Annotated in this window: 19 protein-coding genes and 2 riboswitches; of the genes, 10 read left to right on the forward strand and 9 right to left on the reverse strand. The window is 63.1% G+C overall.

Annotated features, from left to right (window positions below):
• Positions 1 to 28 precede the first annotated feature (28 nt).
• Both DIE29_RS06550 and DIE29_RS06555 read left to right on the forward strand, forming a co-directional pair.
• The gene (locus DIE29_RS06550) at positions 29 to 796 is read left to right on the forward strand and encodes a substrate-binding periplasmic protein (RefSeq protein ID WP_102041841.1); all 768 of its coding nucleotides are present in this window, start codon (positions 29 to 31) and stop codon (positions 794 to 796) included.
• Between the two features lie 10 nt (positions 797 to 806).
• On the forward strand, positions 807 to 2,897 hold the full coding sequence (locus DIE29_RS06555) for a putative bifunctional diguanylate cyclase/phosphodiesterase (protein ID WP_158640300.1): 2,091 nt from the start codon (positions 807 to 809) through the stop codon (positions 2,895 to 2,897).
• A 33-nt stretch (positions 2,898 to 2,930) separates the two neighbouring features.
• Here DIE29_RS06555 and rquA read toward each other — a convergent pair whose 3' ends face one another.
• Entirely contained in the window at positions 2,931 to 3,647 is a 717-nt protein-coding gene (gene rquA, locus DIE29_RS06560) for a rhodoquinone biosynthesis methyltransferase RquA (RefSeq protein ID WP_102041839.1), read from the reverse strand.
• A 160-nt stretch (positions 3,648 to 3,807) separates the two neighbouring features.
• Between rquA and DIE29_RS06565 the strand changes: the two genes are divergently transcribed.
• Together DIE29_RS06565 and DIE29_RS06570 are read left to right on the forward strand one after the other, a co-directional pair.
• Complete coding sequence (locus DIE29_RS06565; RefSeq protein WP_102041838.1) at positions 3,808 to 5,139, forward strand: YjgN family protein; 1,332 nt, start codon at positions 3,808 to 3,810, stop codon at positions 5,137 to 5,139.
• Positions 5,139 to 6,149 carry a M48 family metallopeptidase gene (locus DIE29_RS06570; protein ID WP_102041837.1) on the forward strand — a complete coding sequence of 337 codons (1,011 nt, stop codon included), beginning with the start codon at positions 5,139 to 5,141 and terminating at the stop codon, positions 6,147 to 6,149. The genes DIE29_RS06565 and DIE29_RS06570 overlap by 1 nt, the downstream gene beginning before the upstream one ends.
• 23 nt (positions 6,150 to 6,172) lie before the next feature.
• Here the strand turns inward: DIE29_RS06570 and ettA are convergent, their stop codons facing one another.
• Positions 6,173 to 7,837: an energy-dependent translational throttle protein EttA gene (gene ettA / locus DIE29_RS06575; RefSeq protein ID WP_102041836.1), complete on the reverse strand. Its 1,665-nt coding sequence runs from the start codon at positions 7,835 to 7,837 to the stop codon at positions 6,173 to 6,175.
• A 411-nt stretch (positions 7,838 to 8,248) separates the two neighbouring features.
• Here ettA and DIE29_RS06580 point away from each other — a divergent pair, with 411 nt between their 5' ends.
• Positions 8,249 to 10,336 carry a methyl-accepting chemotaxis protein gene (locus tag DIE29_RS06580; RefSeq protein WP_114649504.1) on the forward strand — a complete coding sequence of 696 codons (2,088 nt, stop codon included), beginning with the start codon at positions 8,249 to 8,251 and terminating at the stop codon, positions 10,334 to 10,336.
• An 18-nt stretch (positions 10,337 to 10,354) separates the two neighbouring features.
• Here DIE29_RS06580 and DIE29_RS06585 read toward each other — a convergent pair whose 3' ends face one another.
• A complete protein-coding gene (locus DIE29_RS06585; RefSeq protein WP_102041834.1) occupies positions 10,355 to 11,158 on the reverse strand; it encodes a ferredoxin--NADP reductase in 804 nt (267 codons plus the stop codon).
• Positions 11,159 to 11,268: 110 nt separating this feature from the next.
• Between DIE29_RS06585 and DIE29_RS06590 the strand changes: the two genes are divergently transcribed.
• Positions 11,269 to 12,195, forward strand: a complete 927-nt coding sequence (locus DIE29_RS06590) for a LysR family transcriptional regulator (RefSeq protein ID WP_102041833.1) — start codon at positions 11,269 to 11,271, stop codon at positions 12,193 to 12,195.
• 66 nt (positions 12,196 to 12,261) lie between these two features.
• Here the strand turns inward: DIE29_RS06590 and DIE29_RS06595 are convergent, their stop codons facing one another.
• Together DIE29_RS06595 and DIE29_RS06600 are read right to left on the reverse strand one after the other, a co-directional pair.
• Positions 12,262 to 14,904 carry a glycosyltransferase family 2 protein gene (locus DIE29_RS06595; protein ID WP_102041832.1) on the reverse strand — a complete coding sequence of 881 codons (2,643 nt, stop codon included), beginning with the start codon at positions 14,902 to 14,904 and terminating at the stop codon, positions 12,262 to 12,264.
• Between the two features lie 26 nt (positions 14,905 to 14,930).
• Positions 14,931 to 15,200, reverse strand: coding sequence for a hypothetical protein (locus DIE29_RS06600; RefSeq protein ID WP_102041831.1), 270 nt, complete (start codon positions 15,198 to 15,200; stop codon positions 14,931 to 14,933).
• 32 nt (positions 15,201 to 15,232) lie between these two features.
• Here DIE29_RS06600 and DIE29_RS06605 point away from each other — a divergent pair, with 32 nt between their 5' ends.
• Positions 15,233 to 15,607 (forward strand): hypothetical protein, encoded by a 375-nt coding sequence (locus DIE29_RS06605; RefSeq protein WP_237269531.1) that lies wholly within the window; start codon positions 15,233 to 15,235, stop codon positions 15,605 to 15,607.
• Here the strand turns inward: DIE29_RS06605 and DIE29_RS06610 are convergent.
• From DIE29_RS06610 to gcvT, 4 genes are all read right to left on the reverse strand, one after another.
• The gene (locus DIE29_RS06610) at positions 15,506 to 17,113 is read right to left on the reverse strand and encodes a glycoside hydrolase family 17 protein (protein ID WP_114649505.1); all 1,608 of its coding nucleotides are present in this window, start codon (positions 17,111 to 17,113) and stop codon (positions 15,506 to 15,508) included. The two genes, DIE29_RS06605 and DIE29_RS06610, sit on opposite strands and share 102 nt — an antisense overlap.
• Positions 17,114 to 17,238: 125 nt before the next feature.
• Entirely contained in the window at positions 17,239 to 20,133 is a 2,895-nt protein-coding gene (gcvP, locus tag DIE29_RS06615) for an aminomethyl-transferring glycine dehydrogenase (RefSeq protein WP_114649506.1), read from the reverse strand.
• 80 nt (positions 20,134 to 20,213) lie between these two features.
• Positions 20,214 to 20,594 (reverse strand): glycine cleavage system protein GcvH, encoded by a 381-nt coding sequence (gene gcvH / locus DIE29_RS06620; RefSeq protein ID WP_114649507.1) that lies wholly within the window; start codon positions 20,592 to 20,594, stop codon positions 20,214 to 20,216.
• Positions 20,595 to 20,656: 62 nt separating this feature from the next.
• Entirely contained in the window at positions 20,657 to 21,760 is a 1,104-nt protein-coding gene (gene gcvT / locus DIE29_RS06625; protein ID WP_114649508.1) for a glycine cleavage system aminomethyltransferase GcvT, read from the reverse strand.
• A gap of 57 nt (positions 21,761 to 21,817) precedes the next feature.
• Positions 21,818 to 21,926, reverse strand: a riboswitch (glycine riboswitch).
• A riboswitch (glycine riboswitch) is annotated at positions 21,927 to 22,013 on the reverse strand.
• A gap of 161 nt (positions 22,014 to 22,174) precedes the next feature.
• Here gcvT and DIE29_RS06630 point away from each other — a divergent pair.
• Genes DIE29_RS06630 through gspE form a run of 3 tightly spaced genes read left to right on the forward strand, consistent with a single transcriptional unit; the run spans position 22,175 to position 26,323 of the window.
• Positions 22,175 to 22,699: a type II secretion system protein N gene (locus DIE29_RS06630; protein ID WP_114649509.1), complete on the forward strand. Its 525-nt coding sequence runs from the start codon at positions 22,175 to 22,177 to the stop codon at positions 22,697 to 22,699.
• 7 nt (positions 22,700 to 22,706) lie between these two features.
• Complete coding sequence (gspD, locus tag DIE29_RS06635) at positions 22,707 to 24,860, forward strand: type II secretion system secretin GspD (RefSeq protein ID WP_418333294.1); 2,154 nt, start codon at positions 22,707 to 22,709, stop codon at positions 24,858 to 24,860.
• Positions 24,857 to 26,323 (forward strand): type II secretion system ATPase GspE, encoded by a 1,467-nt coding sequence (gene gspE, locus DIE29_RS06640; protein WP_114649510.1) that lies wholly within the window; start codon positions 24,857 to 24,859, stop codon positions 26,321 to 26,323. Before gspD ends, gspE begins: the two co-directional genes overlap by 4 nt.
• Positions 26,324 to 26,327 lie beyond the last annotated feature (4 nt).

Below are 26,327 nucleotides of genomic sequence, written 5' to 3' on the forward strand. Positions count from 1 at the left end.
CGGCAGGCGGCAAAAGTGGAGAAAATTTATGCGTTGGCGGCGTGTGCTTGCAAAAGGTGTGCTGTGCGCACTGATGTTTGTCTCGGGTCTGGTTCATGCCGAAACGCTGAAGGTGGTGCTCACACCGAACTCAGTGCCGTTTTCCTACCGCGATGAGCGGGGCGAGTTGGTGGGCTTCAACGTCGATATCGTCCGCGCCCTGTGCGCGCAGTTGGCGCGTAGCTGCCAACTGGAGACCTTGCCGTTTCCCGACATCCTGCCTGCGGTGGCCGCTGGACGCTTCGATCTGGGCGTGGCCAATTTTCTGCGTACCCCGGAGCGCGAACGCCTGGTGGCCTTCACCGTGCCGTACTGGCGTTCGTCGTCGGCATTCGTCGGCAAGCGCTCCTTTGCCATGAAGGCGGTGCAGGAGCTGCTGCGCGACACCCCGGTGTGCGCCATCGGCGCCAGCGTGCAATATCGTTATCTGATCGAGCAAGCGGGTGAACACACCAAGCATGTGCGCGGCCTGCCTTCCAACCAGGATGTCATGGAGGCACTACTCAGCGGTCAGTGCCCGGTGGCGCTGTTGCCGTCGATGCAGGCGCTGCCCTTCATGCAGAGTCCGCGCGGCATGGAATTGACCTTTTTAGGCGCGCCGCTGCGCGAGGCCGGTTTGGGCGGTACGGTGCACATGGCGGTACGTCCGGATGACGCGGCTTTGCGGGAAGCGGTCGACCGCGCCTTGCAGCACTTGATTGCCACTGGCGAGCATGAGCGTATTGCGCGGCGCTACTTCCCGTTCAGCATTCTGTAAGCGCCGGCCGGTGAGTCGATCGTCCGTGGCTGCGCACACGGTTTCTCGTCTGTCGCTGCGTCGTCTGTCGCTGTGGTTGGCGCTGGGTGCTGCCGCGGCGCTCTTGTTGGTCGTCGGCGTGGTGGCCACCATCGCATGGTCCACGCTGGAGCTGGCCGAGCGCGGCGGCCAGAATGCGGCCTCGGCGCGCATGGAGGCGCTGCGTGCGGTTGGCAATCTGGAGCGCTTGATTGCCATCGGCGACCAATTTCAGACCGAAATCGAGCCCCTTCGCTGGCGCAAACAGGGACTGACCATGCAAGCGCTGGCGCTGCATCCTTCAGTGGCCGAACTGACCGAGCGCATCGGCGATGACAGCGCCTTCGATACCGCGACCCAGTTGTTGGCCATGCGCGAGGCGGAAATCGCCCGACCGTTCAGTGCCGATGAGCTGGCACGCATGGTCGAACGCAGAGCGACATTTTGGCAGGCACGCCGGGCGCAACTGGCGCAGGCCGCAGATCAGGAAGCGGCTAACATCGTGCGCGATATTTCACAGGCGGCAAGCGAAATCTCGCGCGGTTCCCGCCTGGTGCTGGCGGTCACGCTCGCCGGCGCGCTGATGGCGGTGCTCGGCAGCGGGGTGCTGCTGCGCTTGATGCGCCGGCAGTTGATTGCGCCGCTGCTGCAAATTTCCGATCTGCTTGCCGATCTGCGCCGCGGTAAAGACATCGAAGGCGAGCTGCCAGTCGTACACAGCCAGGAACTGGGCGAAGTGGTCGAGGCCGTGGGCCGCCTGTCCGCCACCCAGCGGGCGTTGGAGCGGGCCGCGCTGTACGATGCGCTCACCGGTCTGTGCAACCGGCATGGGCTGGAGGCGCGTCTGGAACAGGCCATTGGTCAGGCGCATCGTCAAAGCCGGTCGCTGGCGCTGATGTTTCTCGATCTGGACCGTTTCAAGGCGGTAAATGATTCGCTTGGTCATGCCAGCGGCGATGCGTTGCTGCGCATCGTGGCCGACCGTTTGTCCGGTTGTCTGCGCGAGGCGGACCTGGTGGCGCGTCTGGGTGGGGATGAATTCGTCATCTTGCTCGGCGATATCAAAACCGGTGCAGACGCCGCACTGGTGGCTCGCAAGTTGCTCGAGGCGATCGCCCGTCCGGTACGCATCGAAGGGCTGGAGCTGCAAGCCTCGGCCTCGATTGGCATTTGTCTGTTTCCCGGCGACGGCCAAGACAGCGGCACGCTGATGAAGCATGCCGATATTGCCATGTTCCAGGCCAAGGCGGCGGGGCGGGCGCAGTTCCGTTTCTTCGAGGCGGCCATGAACGATGCCGTGGTCCAGCGCCTGCGTATCGAGTCCGACTTGCGCCAGGCACTGGCGCGCAACGAGTTTTGCCTGTATTTCCAGCCGCAGATGGCACCGGACGGCCAGCGCATCGTTGCCGCCGAAGTGCTGATCCGCTGGCAGCGCGAGGACGGCGAACTGATTTCGCCGGCGCAGTTTATTCCGATTGCCGAGGAAAGCGAGCTGATCGGCGCCATCGGCGCCTGGATACTGGGTGCGGCCTGTGAACAGCTGGCGGACTGGCAGCGCCGCGGACTGCGCGCCATCCGCTTGGCGGTGAACCTGTCCGCGCGCCAGCTACGCGACCCCCAATTGCCGCGGGAAGTCGCGCGCCTATTGGCGCAGCATGGGCTGGATCCGGCGCTGCTGGAACTGGAAGTGACCGAAAGCGTGGCCATGCAGCAGCCCGAAATCACCATAGGCAATTTGCAGGCGCTCAAGGCGTTGGGCGTGTCGCTGGCCATCGATGACTTTGGCACCGGCTATTCGTCCTTGTCTTACCTCAAACTTTTCCCGCTCGACCGTCTCAAGCTCGACCGCAGCTTTGTCAGCGACATCGAACACGATCCCAACGATGCCATGATCTGCGCGGCTACCGTGGGCTTGGCGCACAGTCTGCACCTGGAGCTGATAGCCGAAGGGGTGGAAAGCAGCGCCCAGCATGCTTTTCTGTGCGAGCTGGGCTGCGATCTGCTGCAGGGTTACTACTTTCACCGCCCGATGCCGGCCAGTGCCTTTGAAAGGCTGCTGGCACCTCAACATGCCGGTGTTTGATTTGTGGGGGGGGCGCGTAAGGGCGGGTGCGGATCATTCCGCTGCGCGCTGCGGGCGGCGGATCGCCACCACATGCTGATAGAGCCCGCCGAAGAGCACTCTTTTCTGCCAGTCGAACGCCGCGGCGCGCGGTGACAGGGATTCGATTGGGGTGCCGAGCAACGAGGCCGCGTAAGGTTCCAGCAGACGAAACACCCCATGCATGACCGGTCGCAAAGGGTGCCAGGCATGTGGGCGGTGGTAGTCCACGAACACCGCCTTGCCACCGGGCGCCACGGCGGCCAGCAGGTTGTCTACGATCAGCCGACGCTCGCGCACCGGCACTTCATGAAGTAAGAAAAAGGCGCACACTCCGTCGTAGCGCATGTCCAGCGGCTGACACAGATCGGCCCGGCGCACCGATGCCTGAGGAAAGCCGGCGAGTTTGCGCCGCGCGTTGGCCAGTTGCAGTTCGGCCACATCGACCACATCGAGCGCGCCCTGCGGGCCGAGTCGACGCGCCAGCAGGGGTGAGAAGCGGCCATATACGCAGGCGGCTTGCAGCACGCGCTGGCCCGGGGAAAATTCTGCGCAGGCCGTGCGCATCAGCCGCCCGGCATTGCCCCACAAAATGGCGTTGACTACCGGGTGGCGGTCCAGCCAGGGGAGCGTGCGCCGGTCCAGATAAGCCCACCGATAGGTGCGCAGCAAATAGTCCGGCAGGCGCGGGATGCCGGCTGCCGTCTCGGTGGCGGGATCGGAGCTGTTCATGGTTAGAAATTTTTGTTGTGGGTGGCACCGGCACCAGCGGCCGGTGACGGCGAAGTGTAAGCAGATGTTAACATGCTGTCATGGATGGTCGCTTGCGGCTTTGCGGTACCGCTCCCAGCTTTGCGGTGGCCGCGGCGCTTGAATAGTGTTTGGAGGCGTGATGGCTGAGGCAACTTATGCGCTGATCTTTCAAGGTGATATTTTGGCGGGGTTCGAGCGCGCGCAGGTCATGCAGCGCTTTGGTGAAGCGTTTGGCCTGAGTGCCGAGGATGTCGAGCGCATCTTCGGGCATCGGCACGTGGTGCTCAAGCGCAACCTCGATCCGATTTCCGCCAATGCTTATGTGGACCGCTTGACCCGCCTTGGCATGGCCGTGCGGCTCGATAAGCCGCTGCCTGAAGCGGCGCCCGCTGCGCCGACTGTGCCACCGGCGCAAACGGCTCAAGAGAAAGACTCGCCCCAAACGGCCGGCCACGTAAAACCGGTCGATAGGGCCTTCGATCCGGCCAGGCAGGACCGGCGGGAGCTGGGTTTTGAGTTTTTCGGTAACGGTTTCGAGTTTTTCCGTATCTGGATCGTCAATATTTTGCTCACCCTCGTGACGCTGGGGATTTACTCGGCCTGGGCCAAGGTGCGCACCCAGCGTTACTTCTATGGCAACACCCGCCTGGATGGGGCTAGCTTCGAATACCTTGCCGAGCCCTTGCAGATTCTCAAAGGCCGGCTGATTGCCTTTGCCTTGTTGCTGCTTTATCTGCTGGCCGATCAGTTCGCGCCGCTGCTGGGCGCGGTATTGATGTTGCTTTTTGTATGCGCTTTCCCTTGGATCATGGTGCGCGGGTTGGCCTTCCGCAATGCTTATTCGGCTTGGCGCGGGGTGCGTTTTGGTTTCGACGGCCGTTTGGGTGAGGCTTACAAGGTGTTTTTGTTGTGGCCGGTGCTGGGGGCGCTCACTTTTGGTCTGTTGGTACCTTACGCGATTTATCGGCAGCAGCAATTCATCATCGGTAACAGCCGCTACGGCACCACCTCTTTTCGCTTTGGCGCGCGTGCCGGTGGTTTTTACCGGATTGCGCTGACGCTGATCGGCGTGGGCATCGGCGGCGGCCTGATTGCGACCCTGTTGAGCATGGCATTGCCTTTACTCGGCCTGCTGTTGCTGATCGCCACTTACCTCACGCTTTTTGCCCTCGGCAACGTGATGATGACTAACCTTCGCTACAACAACACCGCCCTGGGCGCGCACGGCTTGCGCGCCGACTACCGGCTCGGCTCGTACGCGACGCTAATGATCACCAATACGCTGGGCATCGTTCTGACCCTGGGGTTGTTCTACCCTTGGGCCAAAGTGCGCAGCGCGCGTTATGCGGCCGAGCATATCGGCGTGATGGCCGAAGGCGATTTGGATGAATTCGCGGCCGGCCAGCGTGACCGGGTGTCGGCGCTGGGTGGCGAAATCGGCGATGTGTTCGACGTGGATTTGGGTGTTTGATGCGGATTGCCGGGCGCTTCTTTGACGGCGCGAGTTCACGCGGCCGGTCGGCTGCCGCGGTAGTCGATGGGGCCATGGTCACCATCGAGGCAGACGACGGCCAGGTGCTGGCTGCAGCGCCGCTTGCGCAACTGAAGTGCTCGTCGCGGATCGGCAATACGCCGCGTTTTTTGCATTTTCCGGGTGGAGAAAGCTTCGAGACCGCGGACAACGACGCGGTCGATCGCCTGACTGTGCAGCGCTCACCGCTCAGTGGGCTGGCCCATCGGCTGGAATCCAAGTGGCGCTACATGCTGCTGGGCCTCGCGGTGGCCGTCGCCTTCGTCTGGGGCAGCGTGCACTGGGGTGTGCCGGCCTTGGCACGGCTGGCCGCCTTCTCTCTGCCGGCCGATGTCAACGCGCAGGCCGACGAGATGGTGTTGACGTTTCTCGACCGCCAACTGCTAAAGCCCAGCCGTTTGCCGCCAGCCGAACAAGAGCGCCTGTTGCAGGTTTTCCACCCCATGGTCGAGCAAGCCGGCCAAGTGCACCCGATACGTGTGCTGTTCCGCGATGCCGGCGACACGCTTGGCGCCAACGCTATGGCGCTGCCGGCCGGCACCATCGTATTGACCGATCAATTGGTTGCACTGGCCAAGCATGACGAAGAACTCTTGGGCGTGCTCGCCCACGAGATCGGCCATGTGATCCATCGCCATGCGATGCGCGGCGCCATTCAGTCTTCGCTGATGGGGCTGCTGGCCGCGTTGGTGGTGGGGGATATTTCCTCGGTGTCCTCGGCGGTGACCGCCTTGCCGCTGATTTTGACCGAGCTGGGCTACTCCCGGGCTTTCGAACGCGAGGCCGATGCCCATGCGGTGAAGATGCTGCAAAGCCACGGCATCGCGCCGCAGCGCTTGGCGGATATTTTGCAGCGGTTAGACCCTTTGCACACAGGCGGCCACTCGTATCTGGCTACGCACCCGCCCACCCCGGAGCGGGTGCGCGCCATCTTGGGGCACGCGCCCTAGCTGCCGCTGCGCGTGAAGTTGTTTTATCGCGTAATCGGCTTGTAGCGAATCCGCTTGGGGCGGGCAGCCTCTTCGCCCAGGCGCCGTTTCTTGTCTTCCTCGTATTCCTGGTAATTCCCTTCGAAGAAAAACCACTGGGAGTCGCCTTCGGCGGCCAGGATGTGGGTGCAGATGCGGTCCAAAAACCAGCGGTCGTGGCTGATCACCAGCGCGCAGCCGGCAAATTCCAGCAGTGCGTCTTCCAGTGCGCGCAAGGTTTCTACGTCCAGATCGTTGGACGGTTCGTCCAACAGCAGCACATTGCCGCCCTGGATCAGGGTCTTGGCCAGATGCAGGCGGCCGCGTTCGCCACCGGAGAGGTTGCCGACGATTTTCTGCTGGTCGGCGCCTTTGAAGTTGAAACGCCCGATGTAAGCCCGGCTGGGCATCTCGAAGCGGCCCACGGTGAGCACGTCGGCGCCGTCGGCGATGGCTTCGAACACCGTTTTGTCGTTGGCCAGCCCTTCGCGGCTTTGATCCACCGCGGCCAGTTTGACCGTGGGGCCGATGACCACTTGGCCGGAATCCGGCTGCTCGCGCCCTTGGATCATCTTGAACAGCGTCGACTTGCCCGCGCCGTTGGGGCCGATGATGCCGACAATGGCGCCCGGCGGAATGGTGAAGCTGACATTGTCCATCAGCAGTTTGTCGCCGAAGGACTTGGAGACGTTGTGAAACTCGATAACCTTGTCGCCCAGGCGTTCGCCCGGCGGAATGAAGATTTCCTGGGTTTCGTTGCGGCGCTGGTATTCGACGCTGGCCATTTCCTCGTAGCGCGCCAGACGGGCCTTGGACTTGGCCTGACGTGCCTTGGGGTTGGCGCGCGCCCATTCCAGCTCGGTTTTCAGGGCTTTCATATGGGCGGCTTCCTGTTTGGCCTCTTGTGCCAGCCGCTCGCTTTTCTGCTCCAGCCAGGATGAGTAGTTACCTTTCCAGGGGATGCCGTGGCCGCGGTCCAGTTCCAAAATCCATTCGGCGGCGTTATCCAGGAAGTAACGGTCGTGGGTCACCGCCACCACGGTGCCGGGAAAGCGGGTGAGGAACTGCTCCAGCCACTGGACCGATTCGGCATCCAGATGGTTGGTGGGTTCATCCAGCAGCAGCATGTCGGGCTTGGACAGCAGCAGTTTGCACAGCGCCACCCGGCGCTTCTCACCGCCGGAGAGGTTGCCGATTACCGCATCCCAGGGCGGCAGGCGTAGCGCGTCGGCGGCGATCTCCATTTGGTTCTCGATGTCGCTGCCGGCCGTGGCTAGGATGTTTTCGTACTTGGCTTGCTCTTCGGCGAGTTTGTCGAAATCGGCATCCGGCTCGGCATAGGCGGCGTAGATCTCCTCCAGCTTTTGGCGCGCCTGGACGATCTCGCCAAGGGCGGATTCGACCTCATCTTTGACCGTCTTGGCCGGGTCGAGCTCGGGTTCCTGAGGCAAATAACCGATCCGCACGCCCGGTTGCCACTGCACTTCGCCGTCATATTCTTTGTCTTGGCCGGCCATGATGCGCAGCACGGTGGATTTGCCCGCGCCGTTCAGACCGAGCAGGCCGATCTTGGCCCCTGGGAAGAAAGAGAGCGAGATGTCTTTGATGATCTGGCGCTTCGGGGGAACGATCTTGTTCACCCGCAGCATCGACATGACGTATTGGGCCATAGGGGGCAATCCGAAGCGAACAACGAAAGGCGGGAGCATACCATCGCCGCGTTGTCGGCTGCGACTGTGCAGACCGACAAGGGCGCTGGGCGCCGTGCTGGGTTTGCTAAGGCCGTGCGCACGGTGTCGCGGCCGCGGGCGGCGATTCTGGCTATGGCGGCCCGGCGGCGCGAAACGGCGGCTGATCGGGGCGGTGTTAAATAGTGCACAGTGCGTGTGCATTTACACGCCAGCATAAGACTTTTTTCGTATGGTGTCGGGGTTTTGTTACCGCGTCAAATGTAGTCCGGCCTTGCGAACCAAAATGCAGTGGATTAGGGCTTAATATCGTGTGGTACGAGCCGTTAAGATGCTAGCGATATAGCCTCTGTGCTTTGCGCTGCAGTGCGATCGGATAGAGAGGAGTCCGCGATGAAAGTGAATTTGCCGGTAACCCAGCGGGAAAAGCCCTTTCCGCCGGGCTGCTACCTGGTTTCCAAGACCGATCTCAAAGGCATCATCACCTACGCCAACGATGCTTTTGTGGAGATTTCCGGCTTCACCCGTGAAGAGTTGATCGGCAAAAACCACAACGTAGTCCGCCATCCGGACATGCCGCCGCAGGCTTTCGAGGATTTGTGGCGCACCGTCAAGGCGGGGCTGCCCTGGCGCGGGCTGGTCAAGAACCGCTGCAAAGACGGCGACCACTACTGGGTCGATGCCTTCGTTGTGCCGGTGCGGGAAAACGACCAAACGGTCGGCTATATGTCGGTTCGCTCCGCGCCCTCGCGTGAGGCGGTGGCTCAGGCCGAAGCACTCTACCAGTCGCTCAACCAGAGCAAGAAGGCGCTCGATACCTCACCGCCGTGGTGGAAGCGCATCACCATCCGCGCACGGCTCATCGCAACCATGGCGGTCATGGCCGTGTTGCTGATGGCGGTTGCGGCAACTGGCCTACATGGCATTGCCAACAGCAATGAGGCACTGGATCGCACGTATTACGCGCGCCTGGAACCGGTGGACTTGATCGGCCGCATTTCCACCTTGATGTCCGACAACAGCCGGCAGGTGATGCTGGGGCTGCAACACAACCCGGCCAGTTCGTTTGCGAAGCTTCATGATCATCCATTGACGGCGCACACCGATACGATCCTCAAGAACCGCGACGAGATCACCCGGCTGGTCGACGAGCTTGGCCGGCAGGATTTGGGTGAAAGCATCCAGCCGCTGCTCGCCCGATATACGGAAGCTCGCAAAGCCTATGTCACCGAGGGGCTGATGCCGGCGCGTGAAGCGTTGTTGGCGGGCGACTATGACCGCGCCAACCTGATTCTGCTGCAAAAGGTCAATCCCCTCTACAACGCAGCCGCGCAGCTTAGCCTCGAGGTGGAAGACGCCTTGAAACGTTTGGCGCGCGAGGACCACGAGGCGGCCGAGGCGCATTATGAATTGCTGCGCAATGTCATGATCGGCGGCTTGATCCTGGTCGTGCTATTGGTGGCGCTTTCCGCCTGGAATCTGGTGGCGTCGATCACGCGGCCGCTGTCGCGGGTGATCCGGCATTTCGACCGCATGGCGCAAGGTCATCTGACCGATGAGTTCGACACATCCGGGCGGAATGAAGTAGGTCAGGTGCTCACGCAACTAGCGGTCATGCAGGTGTGCCTGAAGGTGATGGTGGATGAAATTCAGGCGGCGGCGCGCGCCATCGAAGAGCAGTCCAGGCAGGTCGATGGGCGCACCACCGAGGTGGTGGGCCAGTCGGAAGAGCAGCGTGACCGGGCCGCCAGCATTGCCGCGGCCACCGAGGAGTTCTCGCAATCGGTGCGCGAAGTGGCCGAGGCTGCCCAGCAGGCCGCCGCGTCCGCGGAAAACGCTCAAACCCAGGTTGCCGAAGCGCAACAGAGTATGGAACGAAGCACCGCGGCCACCGGACGGGTGGTCGAAGCGGTGCGCTCCAGCAGCCAGACGATCGAGGAACTCAATCAGGCGGTGGCAAAGATTGGCGACATCAGCCAGGTCATCAAGGAAATTGCCGATCAGACCAATCTGCTGGCTTTGAACGCCGCCATCGAGGCCGCGCGTGCCGGGGAGATGGGCCGGGGCTTTGCCGTGGTGGCCGACGAGGTCAGAAAACTTGCCGAGCGCACCACCGCATCGACCGCCGACATTACCAAGACGGTGGCCGAAATCCGCCAAGTCACCGACAGCGCGGTGGGCTCGATGAACCATGCGGTGAGCGAGGTCGAGCACGGTATCGGCATGATTCACGAAAGCATGGCGGGGCTGTCGCGGATCACGGAAAGCGGGCGTGAAGTGAGCGATCAGTCCCGGCATATCGCCAATGCCGCGCAGGAACAGGCGGTGGCCTCCGAGCAAGTGGCCAGCAACATGGAGAAGATCGCCACCTTGATCGATGACAACCTTGACGCAGCAGAGCAGGCCAAGGCAGCAGCCGACACGCTGAAGAACACCGCCAGTGAGTTGCGCCGACTGGTGGGGCAGTTCAAGGTGATCTGAGCGAGCGCCCGGCCGCTTTTAACGCTCCACGAAAGCGTGCTCGATGGTGTAGTCGCCGCGCTCGCCGATGCGGCGTGAGATCTGGAATCCACGACGGTCGAGCAGGGCGCGGCAGTCGCGTAGCATGGCCGGGCTGCCGCAAATCATGGCCCGGTCTTGCGCCGGGTCGAGCGCGGGCAGACCGAGGGTTTCGGTCAAACGGCCGCTATCGAGCAGGTCGGTGATGCGGCCCTGGTTGCGGAAAGGCTCGCGGGTAACGGTGGGGAAATACAGCAGTTTTTCGCGCACCAGATCGCCGAAGAACTCGTTTTCGGGCAGTTCCCGGGTGATGAAATCGGCGTAAGCCAGTTCCGACACATAGCGAACGCCGTGGGTCAGAATCACCCGCTCGAAGCGCTCGTAGAGTTCGGGGTCCTGGATCACGCTCAAAAACGGCGCCAAACCCGTGCCAGTCGATAGCAGAAAGAGGTTGCGGCCGGGGCGTACATCGTCGATCACCAAGGTGCCGGTGGGTTTTTTGCTCACCAGAATGGGGTCGCCCGGGCGCAGGTGTTTGAGGCGCGAGGTCAACGGGCCGTTGGGCACCTTGATGCTGAAAAATTCCAGGTGCTCGGCGTAGTTCGGGCTGGCGATGCTGTAGGCGCGGGTCAGCGGCCGGCCGTCGGCCTCCAGGCCAATCATCACGAACTGGCCGTTGATGAAACGCAACCCCGGATCGCGGGTGGTGCGAAAGCTGAACAAGCTATCGTTCCAGTGGTGCACGCTGAGCACCCGCTCGGTGACGAGATTACTGCCGAGGCGTGGAGAAGCGACATTGCTCATGGTGTTTTTCTCTGGATCGGGCCGGTAGACGTATGGTCAGGGAAAATTCTAGTCAGTCGCGCATATCTATTTGATGAATAATCTATCTAACCTATATTTACTTCGTAGATATGCGATTCACGCTTCGCCAGATCGAGGTTTTTGTCGCCGTGGCCCGTGCGGAGAATGTTTCACGTGCGGCGCAGACGCTGTCGCTGTCCCAGTCGGCCACCAGCGCGGCCTTGGCTGAACTGGAGCATCAGTTCGACCGGCCGTTATTCGACCGCGCAGGCAAGCGCCTGCGGCTCAATGAGCATGGTCGGCTGTTGCTACCGCAAGCGGTGGAGTTACTCGACCGCGCACAGGAGTTGGAGGCGCGTCTGCGCGAGGATGACACCCCCGGCAGCCTCAAGGTGGGCGCCACACTCACGATTGGCAACTACTTGGCGCCGCTGATCATGGCGGATTATTTACAGCGTTACCCGACCGGCCAGGTGGCGCTCACGGTGCATAACACCGCCACGATTGTTGCGCAGGTGGTGCACTACGAAATCGATCTAGGGCTGATCGAAGGTCGCGCCGACGATCCCGATGTGGAGGTGGAGCCGTGGGTGGAAGACGAATTGGTGCCATTTTGTGCACCCACTCATCCTTTGGCCGGGCGCCAAACGGTGACTCTGGACGAACTGGCCGGGCAATGGTGGATTTTGCGCGAACGAGGTTCCGGCACCCGGGAAACGCTGGAGCAGGCGCTGCGGCATCGGCTTCCCGGGCTGCGCGTCCGCTTGGAGCTTGAGCACACCGAGGCGGTCAAGCGCGCCGTGGAAAACGGTTTGGGCATCGGCTGCATTTCCCGGCTGGCACTGCGCGACGCATTTCGGCGCGGGAGTTTGGTGCCATTGGAAGTGCCCGGTGTGGATTTGGGCCGACGCTTCCAATTTGCCTGGCACCGGGGCAAGTACCACACCGCAGCAATCCGCGCCTTTTTGGCAGCTTGCAAACGCATGACCGCCGGTGCGCGACGCAGTGACGAGATTGCCTTGCCGCCGGTGAAATGACCGGCTCGGTGAAATCGGGCAGCGGGGCGGCACGCTGCACTGTGTGGGCAGCCGCCCCGCGACCGTTCAGCTTTGCAAGGCCGGAGCGCTGCCAGCTTTTGCGGCCGCCTGCGGCGCAGTGCGTTCCGGCAGATAGGCCGCCACTTGGCAGGCGATCGAAGCCAGGTAAGGGATGCATTGCAACCCCAGAATGCCCGCCCACAGCCGGGTTTCGATCTGTTCGGCGCCATGAACCCAAAGGATGGCGACGATGCCCAGTACCAGCGCGCCCAGCAGACCGAGTTCTTCCCGGATCGGGCCAAAGAAGGCCAGCGCGCCCTTGGCCTTCCAACCTTTGGGAGTGACCACGAAGGTGCCATGTTTTTTCCACAGCCCGGCAAACACGCCGCGCGCCACCGCATGTGCCAGCCCCACCGAGAGGATGGAGGCGCCCAGGATATCGCGCCATGGGCAATCCATGGTGCGCCGGTAGAGAATGGGGCCAAGCGCCGCCTTGAAGATCATGAAAGCGAGCACCGGCAGTGCCAGCGCGGTAACCGGCAAGCCGAACGCCTTGGGAAACAGCAGAATGCCCAGCGTCCAGGCCAAGCTGGCGAGCGCGAACACCAGTTGCAGCGCATCGCCCAGCCAGGCGAACCAGCCGGTCAGAAAATGGTAGCGCTGGGCTAGATTGAGCCGGCTGGGGCCGAGCATGTAGGGCATGTGATGCTTGAGAATTTGCATGGCGCCGAAAGCCCAGCGGAAGCGCTGACTCTTGATGGCCGCAAAGTCCGACGGGGTGAGACCGCGGCCGTAGATATGATCGACATAGCGGGTGTCGTAGCCGGCTTCGATCAGGCGCAACCCCAGTTCGGTGTCTTCGCAGATGCACCACTCGGACCAACCGCCGACTTCTTGCAGCGCCAGGCGGCGTACCAGGGTCATGGTGCCGTGCTGGATCAGTGCGTTACGCTCGTTGCGGTGATGCATGCCGATGCGGAAAAACCCCTCGAACTCCCAATTGCACATGCGCCGGAAGGGGTGGTTCTCCCAGTCGCGATGCGCTTGCGGCGCCTGCACCACGGCCACGTCCGGGCTGTCGAAGTGCGGCACCAGACCGGCCAGCCAGTCCGGATCCACCACGTAGTCGGCATCGACCACCCCGATCACTTCGGCGCGCGGATCGGTGACTTGCAGGCCGTAATTGAGCGCGCCGGCCTTGAAGCCGGGCCAGTCCATCAGGTGGAAAAAGCGAAAGCGCGGACCAAGCTCGGCGCAGCGCGCTTGCAGGGGCTTCCACTTGGCCTCGTCCTTGGTGTTGTTGTCCAGCACCAGGACTTCAAAATTGGTGTAATTGAGTTGAGCCAAGCTGTCGAGCGTGGCAATGACCATCTCCGGCGGCTCATTATGACAGGCCAGGTGGATGGAGACGAAAGGCTGCCTTTCCGGTGGGTGCGGCGGCAGGGGCATGAAGCGTCGCCGCCAGCGCCGTTTGAACAGCACCTCGCCGAACTCGAAGCCGTGTGACAGCAGCACCGCGGCGGTGAGCACGGTGGCGGCGATCAACACGGTCAGCCCGATCAGGTCTCGCTGATTGAGATAGTAGTCCACCGGCACGTTCAGCCCGATGATCAGTGTCGACACACACGCCTGAATCAAGCCGGCCAGGAAGATGCGGCCAAAGAGGTTCCAGTCCGACAGCAAGAACGCCACCAGCAGCATCGGCAGCATGGCCAATGCGGCAGCGGTGCTGGCTTTTTTCTGCCAGTGCGGGTCGCGCGCCACCACTCCTTCCAGGGCGTACTTTTGCTGACGGTCGGCGTTATAGAGCCCCCAGTAAGCGCCTGCCCAGCCTTCCACTTCAACCTTCCACGGCTGGTCGATGGCTTCCATCAGGTAATAATCCAACCGCGCAGTGCGTGGGTGGGCGAGCAGGGCGTGGATGAAGCGGGCCTGGTTTTCGACCGAGGCCACCGCCTCGGTGGCTCCATCGAAGCTCTTCAAAGTCGGTCCGCGGCTCGGCCAGCCGATTTCGCCAATGACGATGCGTTTGTTGGGGAAGGTGCGCGCCAGCTCGTCGTAACGCATCAAGGCGTAGTCGAGCGCGGCGTCGACCGGGATGCCTTCGTGATAGGGCAACAGATGCACGGTAATGAAATCCACATGGCGCACCAGCTCGGGGTTTTTCAGCCACACATGCCAAGGTTCGGCCGTAGACACCGGCTTGTTGAGCGCCTTGCGGGCGCGGTCCAGATGAGCGATCAACTGCTCCAGCTCGAGGTCGCCGCGTAGCAGGACTTCGTTACCGACAATGACGCGCTCGATGTGGCGCATTTTGCGCGCCGCCTCGATCAAGGCATCGACCTCGGCCCTGTTTTCGGCCTCGTCCGTTGAAATCCAGGCACCGGCGGTCACCAACAGGTCGCGCTTGCCGGCCTCGGTGAGCTGTGCGGGAATGTCACGCACACTATAGGTGCGGATGGCGTCGGCCGAGCGGGCAAGCAGGTCCAGGTCGGCGCCCACTTGCTCGTCGGTCGGATAGGTGCCCTTGAGCGGGCTTTGGTCACGTTGAAAGGCGGTGTAGGCAAACCCTTTGATGCTTTGCGCCGAGCCGCTGAATTCGGTGCCGCGGGCCAAGTACTGCCATATGCCGTACTGCGCATAGGCTACCAAGGCAGCGATTGCAGACGCGATCATCAGCCGGTAGATCAGCGATGCGGTGTGTTTCATCGGGTCCTCTGTATGTCGCCAAAGTTTTACCGGTTGCCGTGGGTAATGCCTTTTGGGCTTGCGGTCAGTCCGGTGGTTTTGCGTTGCAGCATCCAAGCCTTGAGACTTTGTGCAAAAATGCGCAAAAAGCGGACAGACGCTGTGTAAAAGCGCAGTTTACGCTTCAATTCAATGGTTTTGGAGTGATTTTTGCGCCGGTTTTGCAACAGGAAATAGGTCATCGGCAGGCGGTTTGATTCATAACGGAAAAAACTGGATGAGGCGAAATATTTTGCATCAATGCGGTGGTGCAGCATTCATCGCGGCAAGCCTTGTGGTGTTGGCCGCGGTGCTGAGCTTGCGTTATGGACTGCTAGAAGCCGGCCGGCTGCCACGCGACTGCGGCGGCAGCCTCGCCGAGGGGGTGGGCGGCTTGTGCGGGCTGAAATGGGTATTGGTGCAGCTATTCGTTGACCAACGCCTGGGCTGGGCGGCGCTGGGTTTGGGCGTTCTGGGCTTTGTGAGCGGCCGACGCACAGCCGCCTGGGGTGGCTGGCTGTGCGGCTTGGCCGGCTTGGTGCTGTACAGCTTCGACCCGGCCGCTGTGGGCGCGATGTTGAGCCTATTGACGCTGGGGCGCGGGGCGGACGATGAGCGCGGGCAGGCCCAGTGCCAGCGCAGTGGCGAGCCAGGCGATGGCCTGGGGGTTGGCCGGCTCGCTTGACCAGCGGGCGATGGCGGCCAACACCAACACCACGGCGCAGAGGCGCTCTTCGGTGCCGCTATCGGCCACCGTCGAGGCGAACAGGCCGATATATAGCGCCGGCAGCAGATAAAGCGCCAGCGGAAAGTCACGGTAGCGCGGGTCGACCGCCAGCAACAGCGCAGCCACCGCGGCGGCAAACAGCAGCCCGCCACGCAACAGACCGAGCAGCGGGGCGACATCCGGTCGATAGTCGGCCGAGCGCATCAGGCGCCAGGCGTGCGCGGTAGCCGGCCACCGAGTGTCGGCCGGCCAACGCGCAAGCGCCACTGGCAGCAGCGCACCTGCAAGCGCCACGCAACCCAGTATCCCCCATTCCTGCGGATTGCGGTAAGCAAGCACCGCATGCTCCAGATGCAGCATGCTGACCAGCCCACCCACTGCGCCGCCGCTGATGGCCGCGGCCGCATGCAGGGCGCCGAGGCGCCGGCTGCGCGCCAGCCATCCGCACAGCAGCGCGCCGGCCAGCATGCCGGCAAGCGGTGTGTGGAGGTCTTGGCGTTCGGCCACCGCGCCGGTGAGCGGGAACTTGGCTTCGAGAGCTGCGTCGAGCATGCCCCAGTGTCCGCCCACCGTGCCCTCCAGTGCGCGCTTCCAGGGCTGGTCGATGGCCTCGATCAGGTTGTAGTGCCAGCCTTCCTGGTGCGCGCGATGCACAAATTCGCGCACATAGCGCGCCTGGTTGACCCGCGAGGGCCGGGACGCTTCACGCTGGCGGCCGGCGCTTGGCCAGCCGGTTTCGCCAATCATCACCGGTTTGTCGAACACCGTGCGGACTTCGTCCAGCACACGGCCGACATGTGCCACCGCGTGCTCGATGTGCACCGGTTCGTCTTCCCAGAAGGGCAGAATATGCACCGTGACCCAGTCCACCGCGGCCGCCAGCTCACGGTTTTTCAGCCAAAACTCCCAGACGTCGGCGTATGTGACCGGTACTTCGGTGCGCGCCTGGGCGTAGGCGATCAGCTCGCGCATTTCCGCGGCCGTGCGTTCGCGGCGCAGCAGCACTTCGTTGCCGACGATCAGCATCCGCACCACGTCGGGGTGTTCGTTGGCAAGGCCGATGGCGTTGTCCAGTTCGACCGCGTTTTTGACTTTGTCATGACCGATCCACGCCCCCAATAGCACTTTCAAGCCCAGTTCGCGGGCGATCTCCGGTACCGCGGCCAGGCCCTGATCGATCGAGTACAGGCGCACACATTCGGTGATCTTGGCCAGCGCGGCAAGGTCGGCGGCGATTTGCTCGCGGGCAATGTGGATGTCCGGATCGAAAGGGGTCTGGCCGGGCAGGTGAAAAGGTGCGTAGGAGACGCATTGCAGCTTTTCGCCTGCGGCCAGATGCAGGTCATACATGACCGCCGGGCGGGCTTGCCACACGATCAGGGCTAGTAGGCCGACCAGTGCAACAAGGTTGAGGGCGAGCAGCGCGCGCCAGCGCGCGTTCGGAGTGCTAAGCAATGGGAGCATTGGCGCAGATTCCGCGTCACAGAAGAGCTTGGGGCGCGGATTCTAGCGCAGGCATGAGGCCGTGTTGCGGCGCTCCGGCCGATCGCGGGAACAATCGGCCGGGGCGACCGGTGTGGCAGCGCAGGTCAGCCGGTGTACTCGGACATCGGTACGCAGGCGCAGAACAGGTTACGGTCGCCATACACATCGTCGATGCGTCCGACACTTGGCCAGAATTTGTTTTCCGCCACCCAGGGTAGCGGAAACGCGGCTTCTTCGCGGCTGTACGGGTGGTTCCAAACGGCGGCGGCGACCTCGAACTGGGTGTGTGGCGCGTTTTTCAGCGGGTTGTCATCGACGGGCAGCTCGCCGCGTTCGATGCGCGCGATTTCTTCGCGAATGGCAATCATGGCGGCGATGAAACGGTCCAGCTCAGCCAGATCTTCCGATTCGGTGGGCTCGACCATGATGGTGCCGGGCACCGGAAAGGACATCGTCGGCGCATGGAAGCCATAGTCCATCAGGCGCTTGGCGATGTCGACTTCGGTGATCCCGGTGGCCGCCTTGAGCGGACGGATGTCGAGGATGCACTCGTGCGCCACCCGGCCCTGGCTGCCGGTGTAGAGCACCGGGTAGTGCGGTGCGAGCTTTGCCGCCAGATAATTGGCATTGAGAATCGCCACCTCGGTGGCGCGCTTGAGCCCTTCGCCACCCATCATGGTGATATACATCCAGGAAATGGGCAGAATGCTGGCCGAGCCGAACGGCGCGGCCGCTACCGCGCCTTGACCCTTGTGGGCGCGATCCGGGGCGCCGGTAGGGGCGACTACATGGTCGGCCATGAAAGGGGCCAGATGCGCTTTCAGCCCGATTGGACCCATGCCCGGACCGCCGCCGCCGTGTGGAATGCAGAAGGTTTTGTGCAGGTTCATGTGCGAGACGTCTGCGCCGATGGCGGCCGGCGAGGTGAGCCCGACCTGGGCGTTGAGGTTGGCGCCGTCCATATACACCTGACCGCCGTGAGCATGCACCACGGCGCAGATTTCACGGATATTTTCCTCGAACACGCCGTGGGTGGACGGGTAGGTGATCATCAGTGCCGCCAGGCGCTCGCCATGCTGCGCGGCCTTGGCTTTGAGGTCGCCCAGATCCACGTTGCCCTTGTCGTCGCATTCGACCGCCACCACCTCCATGCCGCACATCTGCGCGGTGGCAGGGTTGGTACCATGGGCGCTCTTTGGAATCAGGCAGACCTTGCGCTGGTGCTCGCCGCGCGCGGCGTGGTAGCGCAGGATGGCCACCAGGCCGGTGTATTCGCCCTGTGCGCCGGAGTTGGGCTGCATGCAAATGGCGTCAAAGCCGGTGATGGCTTTGAGGTACTCGGCCAGCCCGTCGATCATCTTCATATAACCTTGCGCCTGCTCGCGCGGCGCAAAGGGGTGCAGATTGGCGAACGCCGGCCAGGTCACCGGGATCATCTCGCTGGTGGCGTTGAGCTTCATGGTGCAACTGCCCAGCGCGATCATCGAATGATCGAGCGCAAGATCGCGGTTTTGCAGCTTTTTGAGATAACGCAGCATCTCGTGCTCGGTGTGATGGGTGTTGAACACCGGGTGGGTGAGCACCGCGTCGCCACGCAGCATGTCGGCAGGCAGCGCCCCACCGCGGGCGGCCACGGCGGCGTCGAGCGCGATGAGATCGCTGCCGGCGCCAAAAATCGCCAGCAGCGCGGCGACATCGTCCGCGGTGGTGGTCTCATCCATCGCCACGCCCACCGCGTCGTCGGCGGCGCGGCGCAGATTGAAGCCGGCGGCCTCGGCGGCGGCCAGCAACTGCGTGGTACGTGCGCCGGTGCGCACCAGCACGGTGTCGAAGAACTGCCCGGTGAGCACCGGAATGCCGGCTTGGCGCAGCCCTTCGGCGAAGATCGCCGCCAGGCGGTGGATGCGCGCGGCGATGGTCTTCAAGCCCTGCGGGCCGTGATAGACCGCGTAAAAACCGGCCATGTTGGCCAACAGTACTTGCGAGGTGCAGATGTTGGAGTTGGCCTTCTCGCGCCGGATGTGTTGCTCGCGGGTTTGCAGCGTCATGCGCAGCGCTGGCTTGCCGTGGCGGTCCTTGGAGACGCCGATGATGCGCCCCGGCATGGCGCGTACATAGTGCTCGCGGGTAGCAAAGAAGGCGGCATGTGGACCGCCGAAGCCCATCGGCGCACCGAAGCGCTGAGCCGAGCCGAGTGCGATGTCCGCGCCCATCTCGCCGGGCGATTTGAGCAGTAGCAGCGCCATTGGATCGCAGGCCACGGCACCGATGGCGCCTTTGGCTTTGAGCGCGGCCAGCACGGCGGTATGGTCGCGTACTTCGCCATTGACGTCCGGGTACTGTAGCAGGGCGCCGAATACGTCATGGCTGGCGGCCTCGGCAGCCGGACCCAGGATCAGCTCGAAGCCGAAATAATGCGCGCGGGTGCGCACCACGTCCAGGGTCTGCGGGAAGCAAGCCTCATCGACGAAGAAGGCGTCGGACTTGACCTTGGAAACCCGGCGCGCCATGGCCATGGCTTCTGCCGCGGCAGTGGCCTCATCCAGCAGCGAAGCGTTGGCCAGTTCCAGGCCAGTGAGATCGATCACCATTTGCTGGAAGTTGAGCAGCGCTTCCAGGCGGCCCTGGGCAATTTCGGCCTGGTAGGGCGTGTAGGCGGTGTACCAGCCGGGGTTTTCCATGACGTTACGCAGGATCACTGCCGGGGTGTGGGTGCCGTAGTAGCCCATGCCGATGAAGGATTTTTTCACCACGTTCTGCGCTGCGATGGCGGCCAGCACGGCCAGCGCCTCATGTTCCGGGCGGCCGGCGGCCAGCGGCAGCGGTTTTTCCAGACGGATTGCCGCGGGCACGGTTTGATCGATCAATGCCTCCAGGCTGGGCAGGCCGAGTGCGGCCAGCATAATGGCGATCTCGGCGGGATTGGGTCCGATATGGCGTTCTTGGAAGGCGTTACGCTGTTCCAGGCGGGCAAGCGGCGCGGTGAGAAGTTCCTGCATGGTGATTGGGGGCGTGGGTGTCGGGGCTGCGGTATGACACCGCCGGCTGGCGGTGTCGGTTGGGTGTCAGGCGTTGGCGTTCAGGCAATCTCGTCGGCGTAGCCGGCTGCATCCAGCAAGCCGTCGAGCGCGGCGTCGGCTGCCGGGCGCAGTTTGAAAAGCCAGTTACCGTAGGGGTCGGCGTTGATACATTCAGGAGCGTCTGCGGCGGCCTGGTTGGACTCGATGATCTCTCCGGCCACCGGGGCATAGATGTCGGAGGCGGCTTTGACCGATTCGATCACTGCGCAGGCTTCACCAGCCGCAACGCTGCGACCGGCCTCCGGTAATTCCAGAAAGACCACATCGCCCAGCGCCTCTTGGGCGTGGTCGGTGACGCCTACGGTCAGCGTGCCGTCGGCTTCCAGGCGAATCCATTCGTGAGAGGCGGTGTACTTGAGATCGGCGGGAATGTTGCTCATCTGCGGCTCCGGTTCGTGTAAGTGGGCGATTGGATGGATGCGGAAAATCGTGCCGGCGGCGCTCAGACCAGCGCTTTGCCGTGACGCACGAAGGGTAGTTTCACGGTGCGGGCGGGCAGCAGCTTGCCGCGCACCTCGACCTGCACCGTCTCGCCGGCCTCGGTGCCGGCCGGCAGGCGGGCAAACGCGATGGATTTTTCCAGCGTGGGCGAGAAACTGCCGCTGGTGGTCAAACCCTCGCCGCGGGCGGCGATGACCTTCATATGGGCGCGCAGCACGCCGCGCTCTTCCAGGATCAGGCCCAGAAAGGCTGCCTGAGGGCCGTGGGCTTGGATGGCGGCCCGGCCGACGAACTGGCGCGCTCCATCGCGCAGATCCACGGTCCAGGCCAGTCCGGCATCCAGCGGGCTGACGGTTTCATCCATGTCTTGCCCATAGAGGTTCATGCCCGCCTCCAAGCGCAGGGTGTCCCGTGCGCCCAAGCCGCAGGGGCGCACTCCGGCAGCGAGCAGTGCCTCCCACAGCGCCATGGCGCGTTGGGCGGGGACGGCGATTTCAATACCGTCTTCGCCGGTATAACCGGTGCGGCCGACGAACAGATCGCCCAGGCGCACCGCGCAAAAAGGGGCGGGAATGCCGTTGGCGGTATTGAGTTCGGCAATGGCTTGGGCGGCGCGGCTCAGTGCGCGGGGGCCTTGCACCGCGATCATCGCCAGGTCGCGGCGTGCATCCAGGGTGACATTGGCGCCGGTGGCGGCGATGCGTTGGCGCATCCAGGCCACATCCTTGTCGGCGGTGCCGGCATTGACCACCAGGCGATACTCGGCTTCGGACATGCGATAGACGATCAGGTCGTCGATGACGCCGCCGGCTTCGTTCAGCATACAGCTATACAAGGCTTTGCCCGGCGTCTGTAGACGCGCGACATCATTGGCCAACAGGCCACGCAAAAACGCCGTGGCCCCGGCGCCGGAAAGATCCAGGGCGAGCATGTGCGAGACATCGAACATGCCTGCATCGCGCCGCACGGCGTGGTGTTCTTCGATTTGCGAGCCGTAATTGACCGGCATCTCCCAGCCGGCAAAATCCACCATGCGCGCGCCGGCGGCAAGATGGGCGGGATACAGCGCGGTGCGCCGGGCGGGGGACGTGGGGGCGTGATCCATGGGCGGACTCCGGAAAGTGGACGAAAAAACGGGGCGAAGCCGACCCCCTTGGTCTGCGTCGCCCCATCTGTCCCTTGTACCTGAGAGATTCCAGCGTAAAGCGCCGGGTGCCCCTTCGGTGGATGCGCCGGCGCGGTCGGCGCCCGCATCGCTCTCCAGACTTGAAATGCCGTGCGCGGTCCTTTTGCCTGAGCGGTTCCGGGGGGTTACGCCTTCGGCGACTCGACAGGGAGTACTCTCCCGCGCGACCGGCGGACGATAGCATTGCAAGCCCCAGCGCGGCAAGACAATCGATGTGTGTTCGCGCAGCCGCTGTCCTTTCATGAACGCTCGTGTCCGCTTCTCACTATCGGTTGGCGCGATGATCGGTAGTACCATGCGCACTTTGCATCATGCCGTGTTCTGGTTTGACCGATGAAAATGCGAGCAGCAAGCGAACTGTCAGCCAGGTTCTTGCCTGCGCTTGCCTGGATACTGGCGCTTTTGCTGGCGGGGGCGGTCGTTGCCGAAGTGGTGGTTCGCTACCTTAGTCCTGCGCCTGTTGCCGCGCTGCCCGAGCGTCTGAGCGATCCGCGCATCGCCGCGCAAAAACTTGCCGACGCGCAGCCCTTCGGTGGGCAGCGTGGCAGCGCGGCGCCACAGGCTCAGGCCGCCGATGAGCTGTCGGGCTTGGCGCTGGTCGGAGTGGCCACCGGCTTTGCGAATGGGCCGGCTTTTGCGCTGATCGCGCAACGCGGTGAGCCGGCCAAGGCATTTTTGGTGGGCGACCGTCTGCCGTCCGGTATGGAGGTGCTCGCCATCCATGCCGATTGGGTCGAGTTGGGGCGCGCAGGGATCAATGAGCGTTTGACGCTGAAAAAAAACGCGACTGACGCGCCTGTCAGCGCGGGGTCACAATCGGCGGGGCATACTGCCGCTGTTTCGGCAAGTTCGAGATAAGGTGCGAATGAAGTTTGCAATGTGGTTGAGGCGCGTCGCGCTGTGCGGTGCCTGCGTGCTGGCCCTGCCGGTCATGGCGGAGCAGGAAAATGAGGTTTCGCTCAATTTCGTCAATGCCGACATCCATGCGGTGATCGAGGCGGTGGGCCGAATCACCGGGACTAATTTCCTGGTCGACCCGCGGGTGAAGGGGACACTGAATATCGTCACCAATACGCCGGTCAGCCGTGAGCTGTCCTACCAGATTCTGCTGTCGGCTTTGCGAATGCAGGGTATCGCGGCGGTCGAAGGAGAGGGCGTGGTCAAAATCGTTCCGGAGGCGGAGGCCAAACTGCACGGCGGGCCGGTTGGCGCCGGACGTAAAGTGGGGGGCGGCGACAGGCTGGTCACCCAGGTATTCCCGATGCAGCATGAGTCGGCTGCGCAAATGCTTGCGGTGGTGCGCCCGTTGGTGTCGCCCAACAATACGGTGACCGCCTTTCCCGCCAACAATGTGCTGGTGGTCACCGATTACGCGGAAAACATCAACCGTATCGCACGCATCATCGAGTCGGTCGATGTGCCGCAAGGCGATGTGGCAGTCATCGAGCTCAAGCATGCCATCGCTGTCGATCTGGCGAGCACCATTGGTAAGTTGCTCAACGCCGAAAACACCGCAGTGGCGCCAGGTGCCCCGGATGCTGCGCTGCGGGTGCAGATTCTGCCCGAACCGCGCACCAACAGCCTGTTGGTGAAATCGGACAACCCGGCGCGGCTGCGGGCCGTGCGGCAGTTGGTCGCCTCGCTGGACAAGCCCGGCGCGGGGGGCAATATTCATGTGGTGTATTTGCGCAACGCCGAAGCGAGCAAGGTCGCCGAAACCTTGAACGGGGCGCTGGCGAGCGAGATGTCGATGGCTGCGGGCAATCTGCGCGGTGCCAAACCCACGCTCGGCAGCGCGACACAAGCCGCAGCGACTGGCTCGTCCTCGGCCAATGCGTCTGCGGTATCGAATCTGTCCGCAAGCGAAACGCCCAGCCTGGGGGGCGGTGGCATCGTGCAGGCCGATCCGGTCAATAACGCGCTGATCATCGTGGCGCCGGATGCGGTCTATCGGAATCTGCGGCATGTCATCGACAAACTCGACCGGCGCAGGGCGCAGGTCCATATCGAAGCCTTGATTGCCGAAGTATCGTCCGACCGTGCAGCGGAGTTCGGTATTCAGTGGCAAAACGCCAGTTTGCCGGTCTCCGGCTCGGGTGTGTTCGGGGGCACCAATTTCGGCGGCGCAGGGCAAAACCTGATCGGCGCGATGGGCGATATCACCAGCGTGGGCAAAGGGTTCAACCTGCTCTACGGCAAGGGTACGGTCAAAGTGCCGATCAACGGTGAACTGGTGGAAGTGTTCAGCCTGGGCGTGCTGGCGCGTTTTCTGGAATCGGATAGTCGCACCAATATTTTGTCCACGCCTAATATCGTGACCTTGGACAATGAGGAAGCCAAGATTGTCGTGGGGCGCAATTTGCCTTTCGTGACCGGTCAATACACCAATACCGGCGGCGGTACCACGCCGGCCAATCCGTTTCAGACCATCGAGCGGCGCGATGTGGGGTTGACGCTGGAAGTGCGTCCGCAAATCTCCGAAGGCGGAACGATCAAGCTCGAGATTTATCAAGAGGCTTCGTCGGTGCTGCCCACAGTCGATGCAACCAACGGACCGACCACCAACAAGCGGTCGATCAAATCCACCGTGCTGGTCGATGATGGCGCGATCATCGCTCTTGGCGGGCTGATGGAAGACAGCATGAGCGCAGGCGAGGAAAAAGTGCCGTTATTGGGGGATATTCCAGTGGCCGGCGAGCTGTTCAAATACACTTCGCGCAAGCGGGCCAAGACCAATCTGGTGGTGTTTCTGCGGCCCAAGATCATCCGGGATCAGGATGATTACGCCGAACTGTCGCGTTCGCGCTACGACTATGTGATTGGCCAGCAGCGGGAGGTTTCCGCACCGGTGCGCATGCTTAGAAACGAACCCGCCGCGCCTGAGCTACCACCGGCTCAGCCGGTCTCCGCGCTCGGTGAACATGCGCCGGCTGGCCAGCCGGAGTCGGTGGCCTTGCAGTCTCCCGCGCCGGTGCGTGAGATCGATTTGGTCAACCAGGTTGGCCGAGCCGTCCAATGAGTGCTGCGTTTTCCCTACCTTACGCCTTTGCCCGCAGTCATGGCGTGCTGGTGACCGGCATCGGCGACGAGGGGGCCGAGCTTCTGCTGCGTGAGGATGCTTCTGCCGATGCCATTGCCGAGGTCAGGCGCCAGCTCGGCTGCGCAATCCGTTTGCAACGCGCGCCGCGCGAGCAGTTCGACGCCCGTCTGGCAGAGCTCTACAGCGGGGGAGAGGGCACCGCGGCCGAAGTGATCGCCGATGCCGGGCAGGATATGGACCTCTCCCGCCTGATGACCGATATGCCGGCGGTCGAGGATTTGCTGGAAACCCAGGATGAGGCGCCCATCATCCGCATGATCAACGCCTTATTCACCCAGGCGTTGCGCGAAGGCGCATCCGACATCCATATCGAGCCGTATGAGCGTCACTCTCTGGTGCGCTTTCGTCGCGACGGGATACTTCGGGACGTCGTTCAGCCGCACCGCGGACTGCATGCCGCGATGGTGTCGCGCATCAAAATCATGGCCCAGCTCGATATCGCCGAGAAGCGTCTGCCGCAGGACGGCCGCATTGGCTTGCGGATTGCCGGCAGACAGGTCGATGTGCGGGTTTCGACGCTGCCGACCACCCACGGAGAGCGTCTGGTGTTGCGTCTGCTCGACAAGGCGGGCGGAGTGCTCGGGCTCAACGCCATTGGCATGTCCGAAGACACCCGGCAACGTTTCACCCAATTGCTGCGGCAGCCCCACGGCATCATTCTGGTGACCGGTCCAACCGGTTCGGGCAAAAGTACGACGCTGTACGCTGCGCTCCGGGATATGGATGTCGCGCATCTGAACATTGTCACCGTCGAAGACCCGGTGGAGTACGACCTAGCCGGGGTCGGTCAGATCCAGGTCAATGCGCAAATCGGTCTGAGTTTCGCCAGAGCCTTGCGTGCCATTCTGCGTCAGGATCCGGATGTGATCATGATCGGTGAAATCCGCGACCTGGAAACCGCGCAGATTGCGGTGCAGGCCAGTCTGACCGGCCATCTGGTGTTGGCCACCTTGCACACCAACGATGCCGCATCGGCGGTGACCCGTTTGGTCGATATGGGCGTGGAACCGTTTTTGCTGGCATCCACGCTGCGTGGCGTGCTGGCGCAACGGCTGTTGCGCTGCCTGTGTGTGCATTGCCGCAGCGCCCGGCCCGCAACCGCGGCCGAGCGTGAGTGTGTGGCTATGGATCTGGACACGCTGTGGGCGCCGGTGGGCTGTGCCGTCTGCAGCGGCACCGGCTACCACGGCCGCAGCGGTATCTATGAGCTGATGATCCCGGATGAAACCCTGGTCAAGCTGATTCATGACGGTGCCGATGAACATCGCTTGCGCGCCCATGCGCGGCACAGCGGCACGCCCAGTCTGCGTCAAGATGGGCTGAGGTATCTGCGCGACGGGCGTAGCGCGCTCGAAGAACTGCTGCGGGTCACCCGCGACTGATCGC

The sequence above is a fragment of the Pseudothauera hydrothermalis genome, from assembly GCF_003345255.1.
Taxonomy (GTDB): domain Bacteria; phylum Pseudomonadota; class Gammaproteobacteria; order Burkholderiales; family Rhodocyclaceae; genus Pseudothauera; species Pseudothauera hydrothermalis.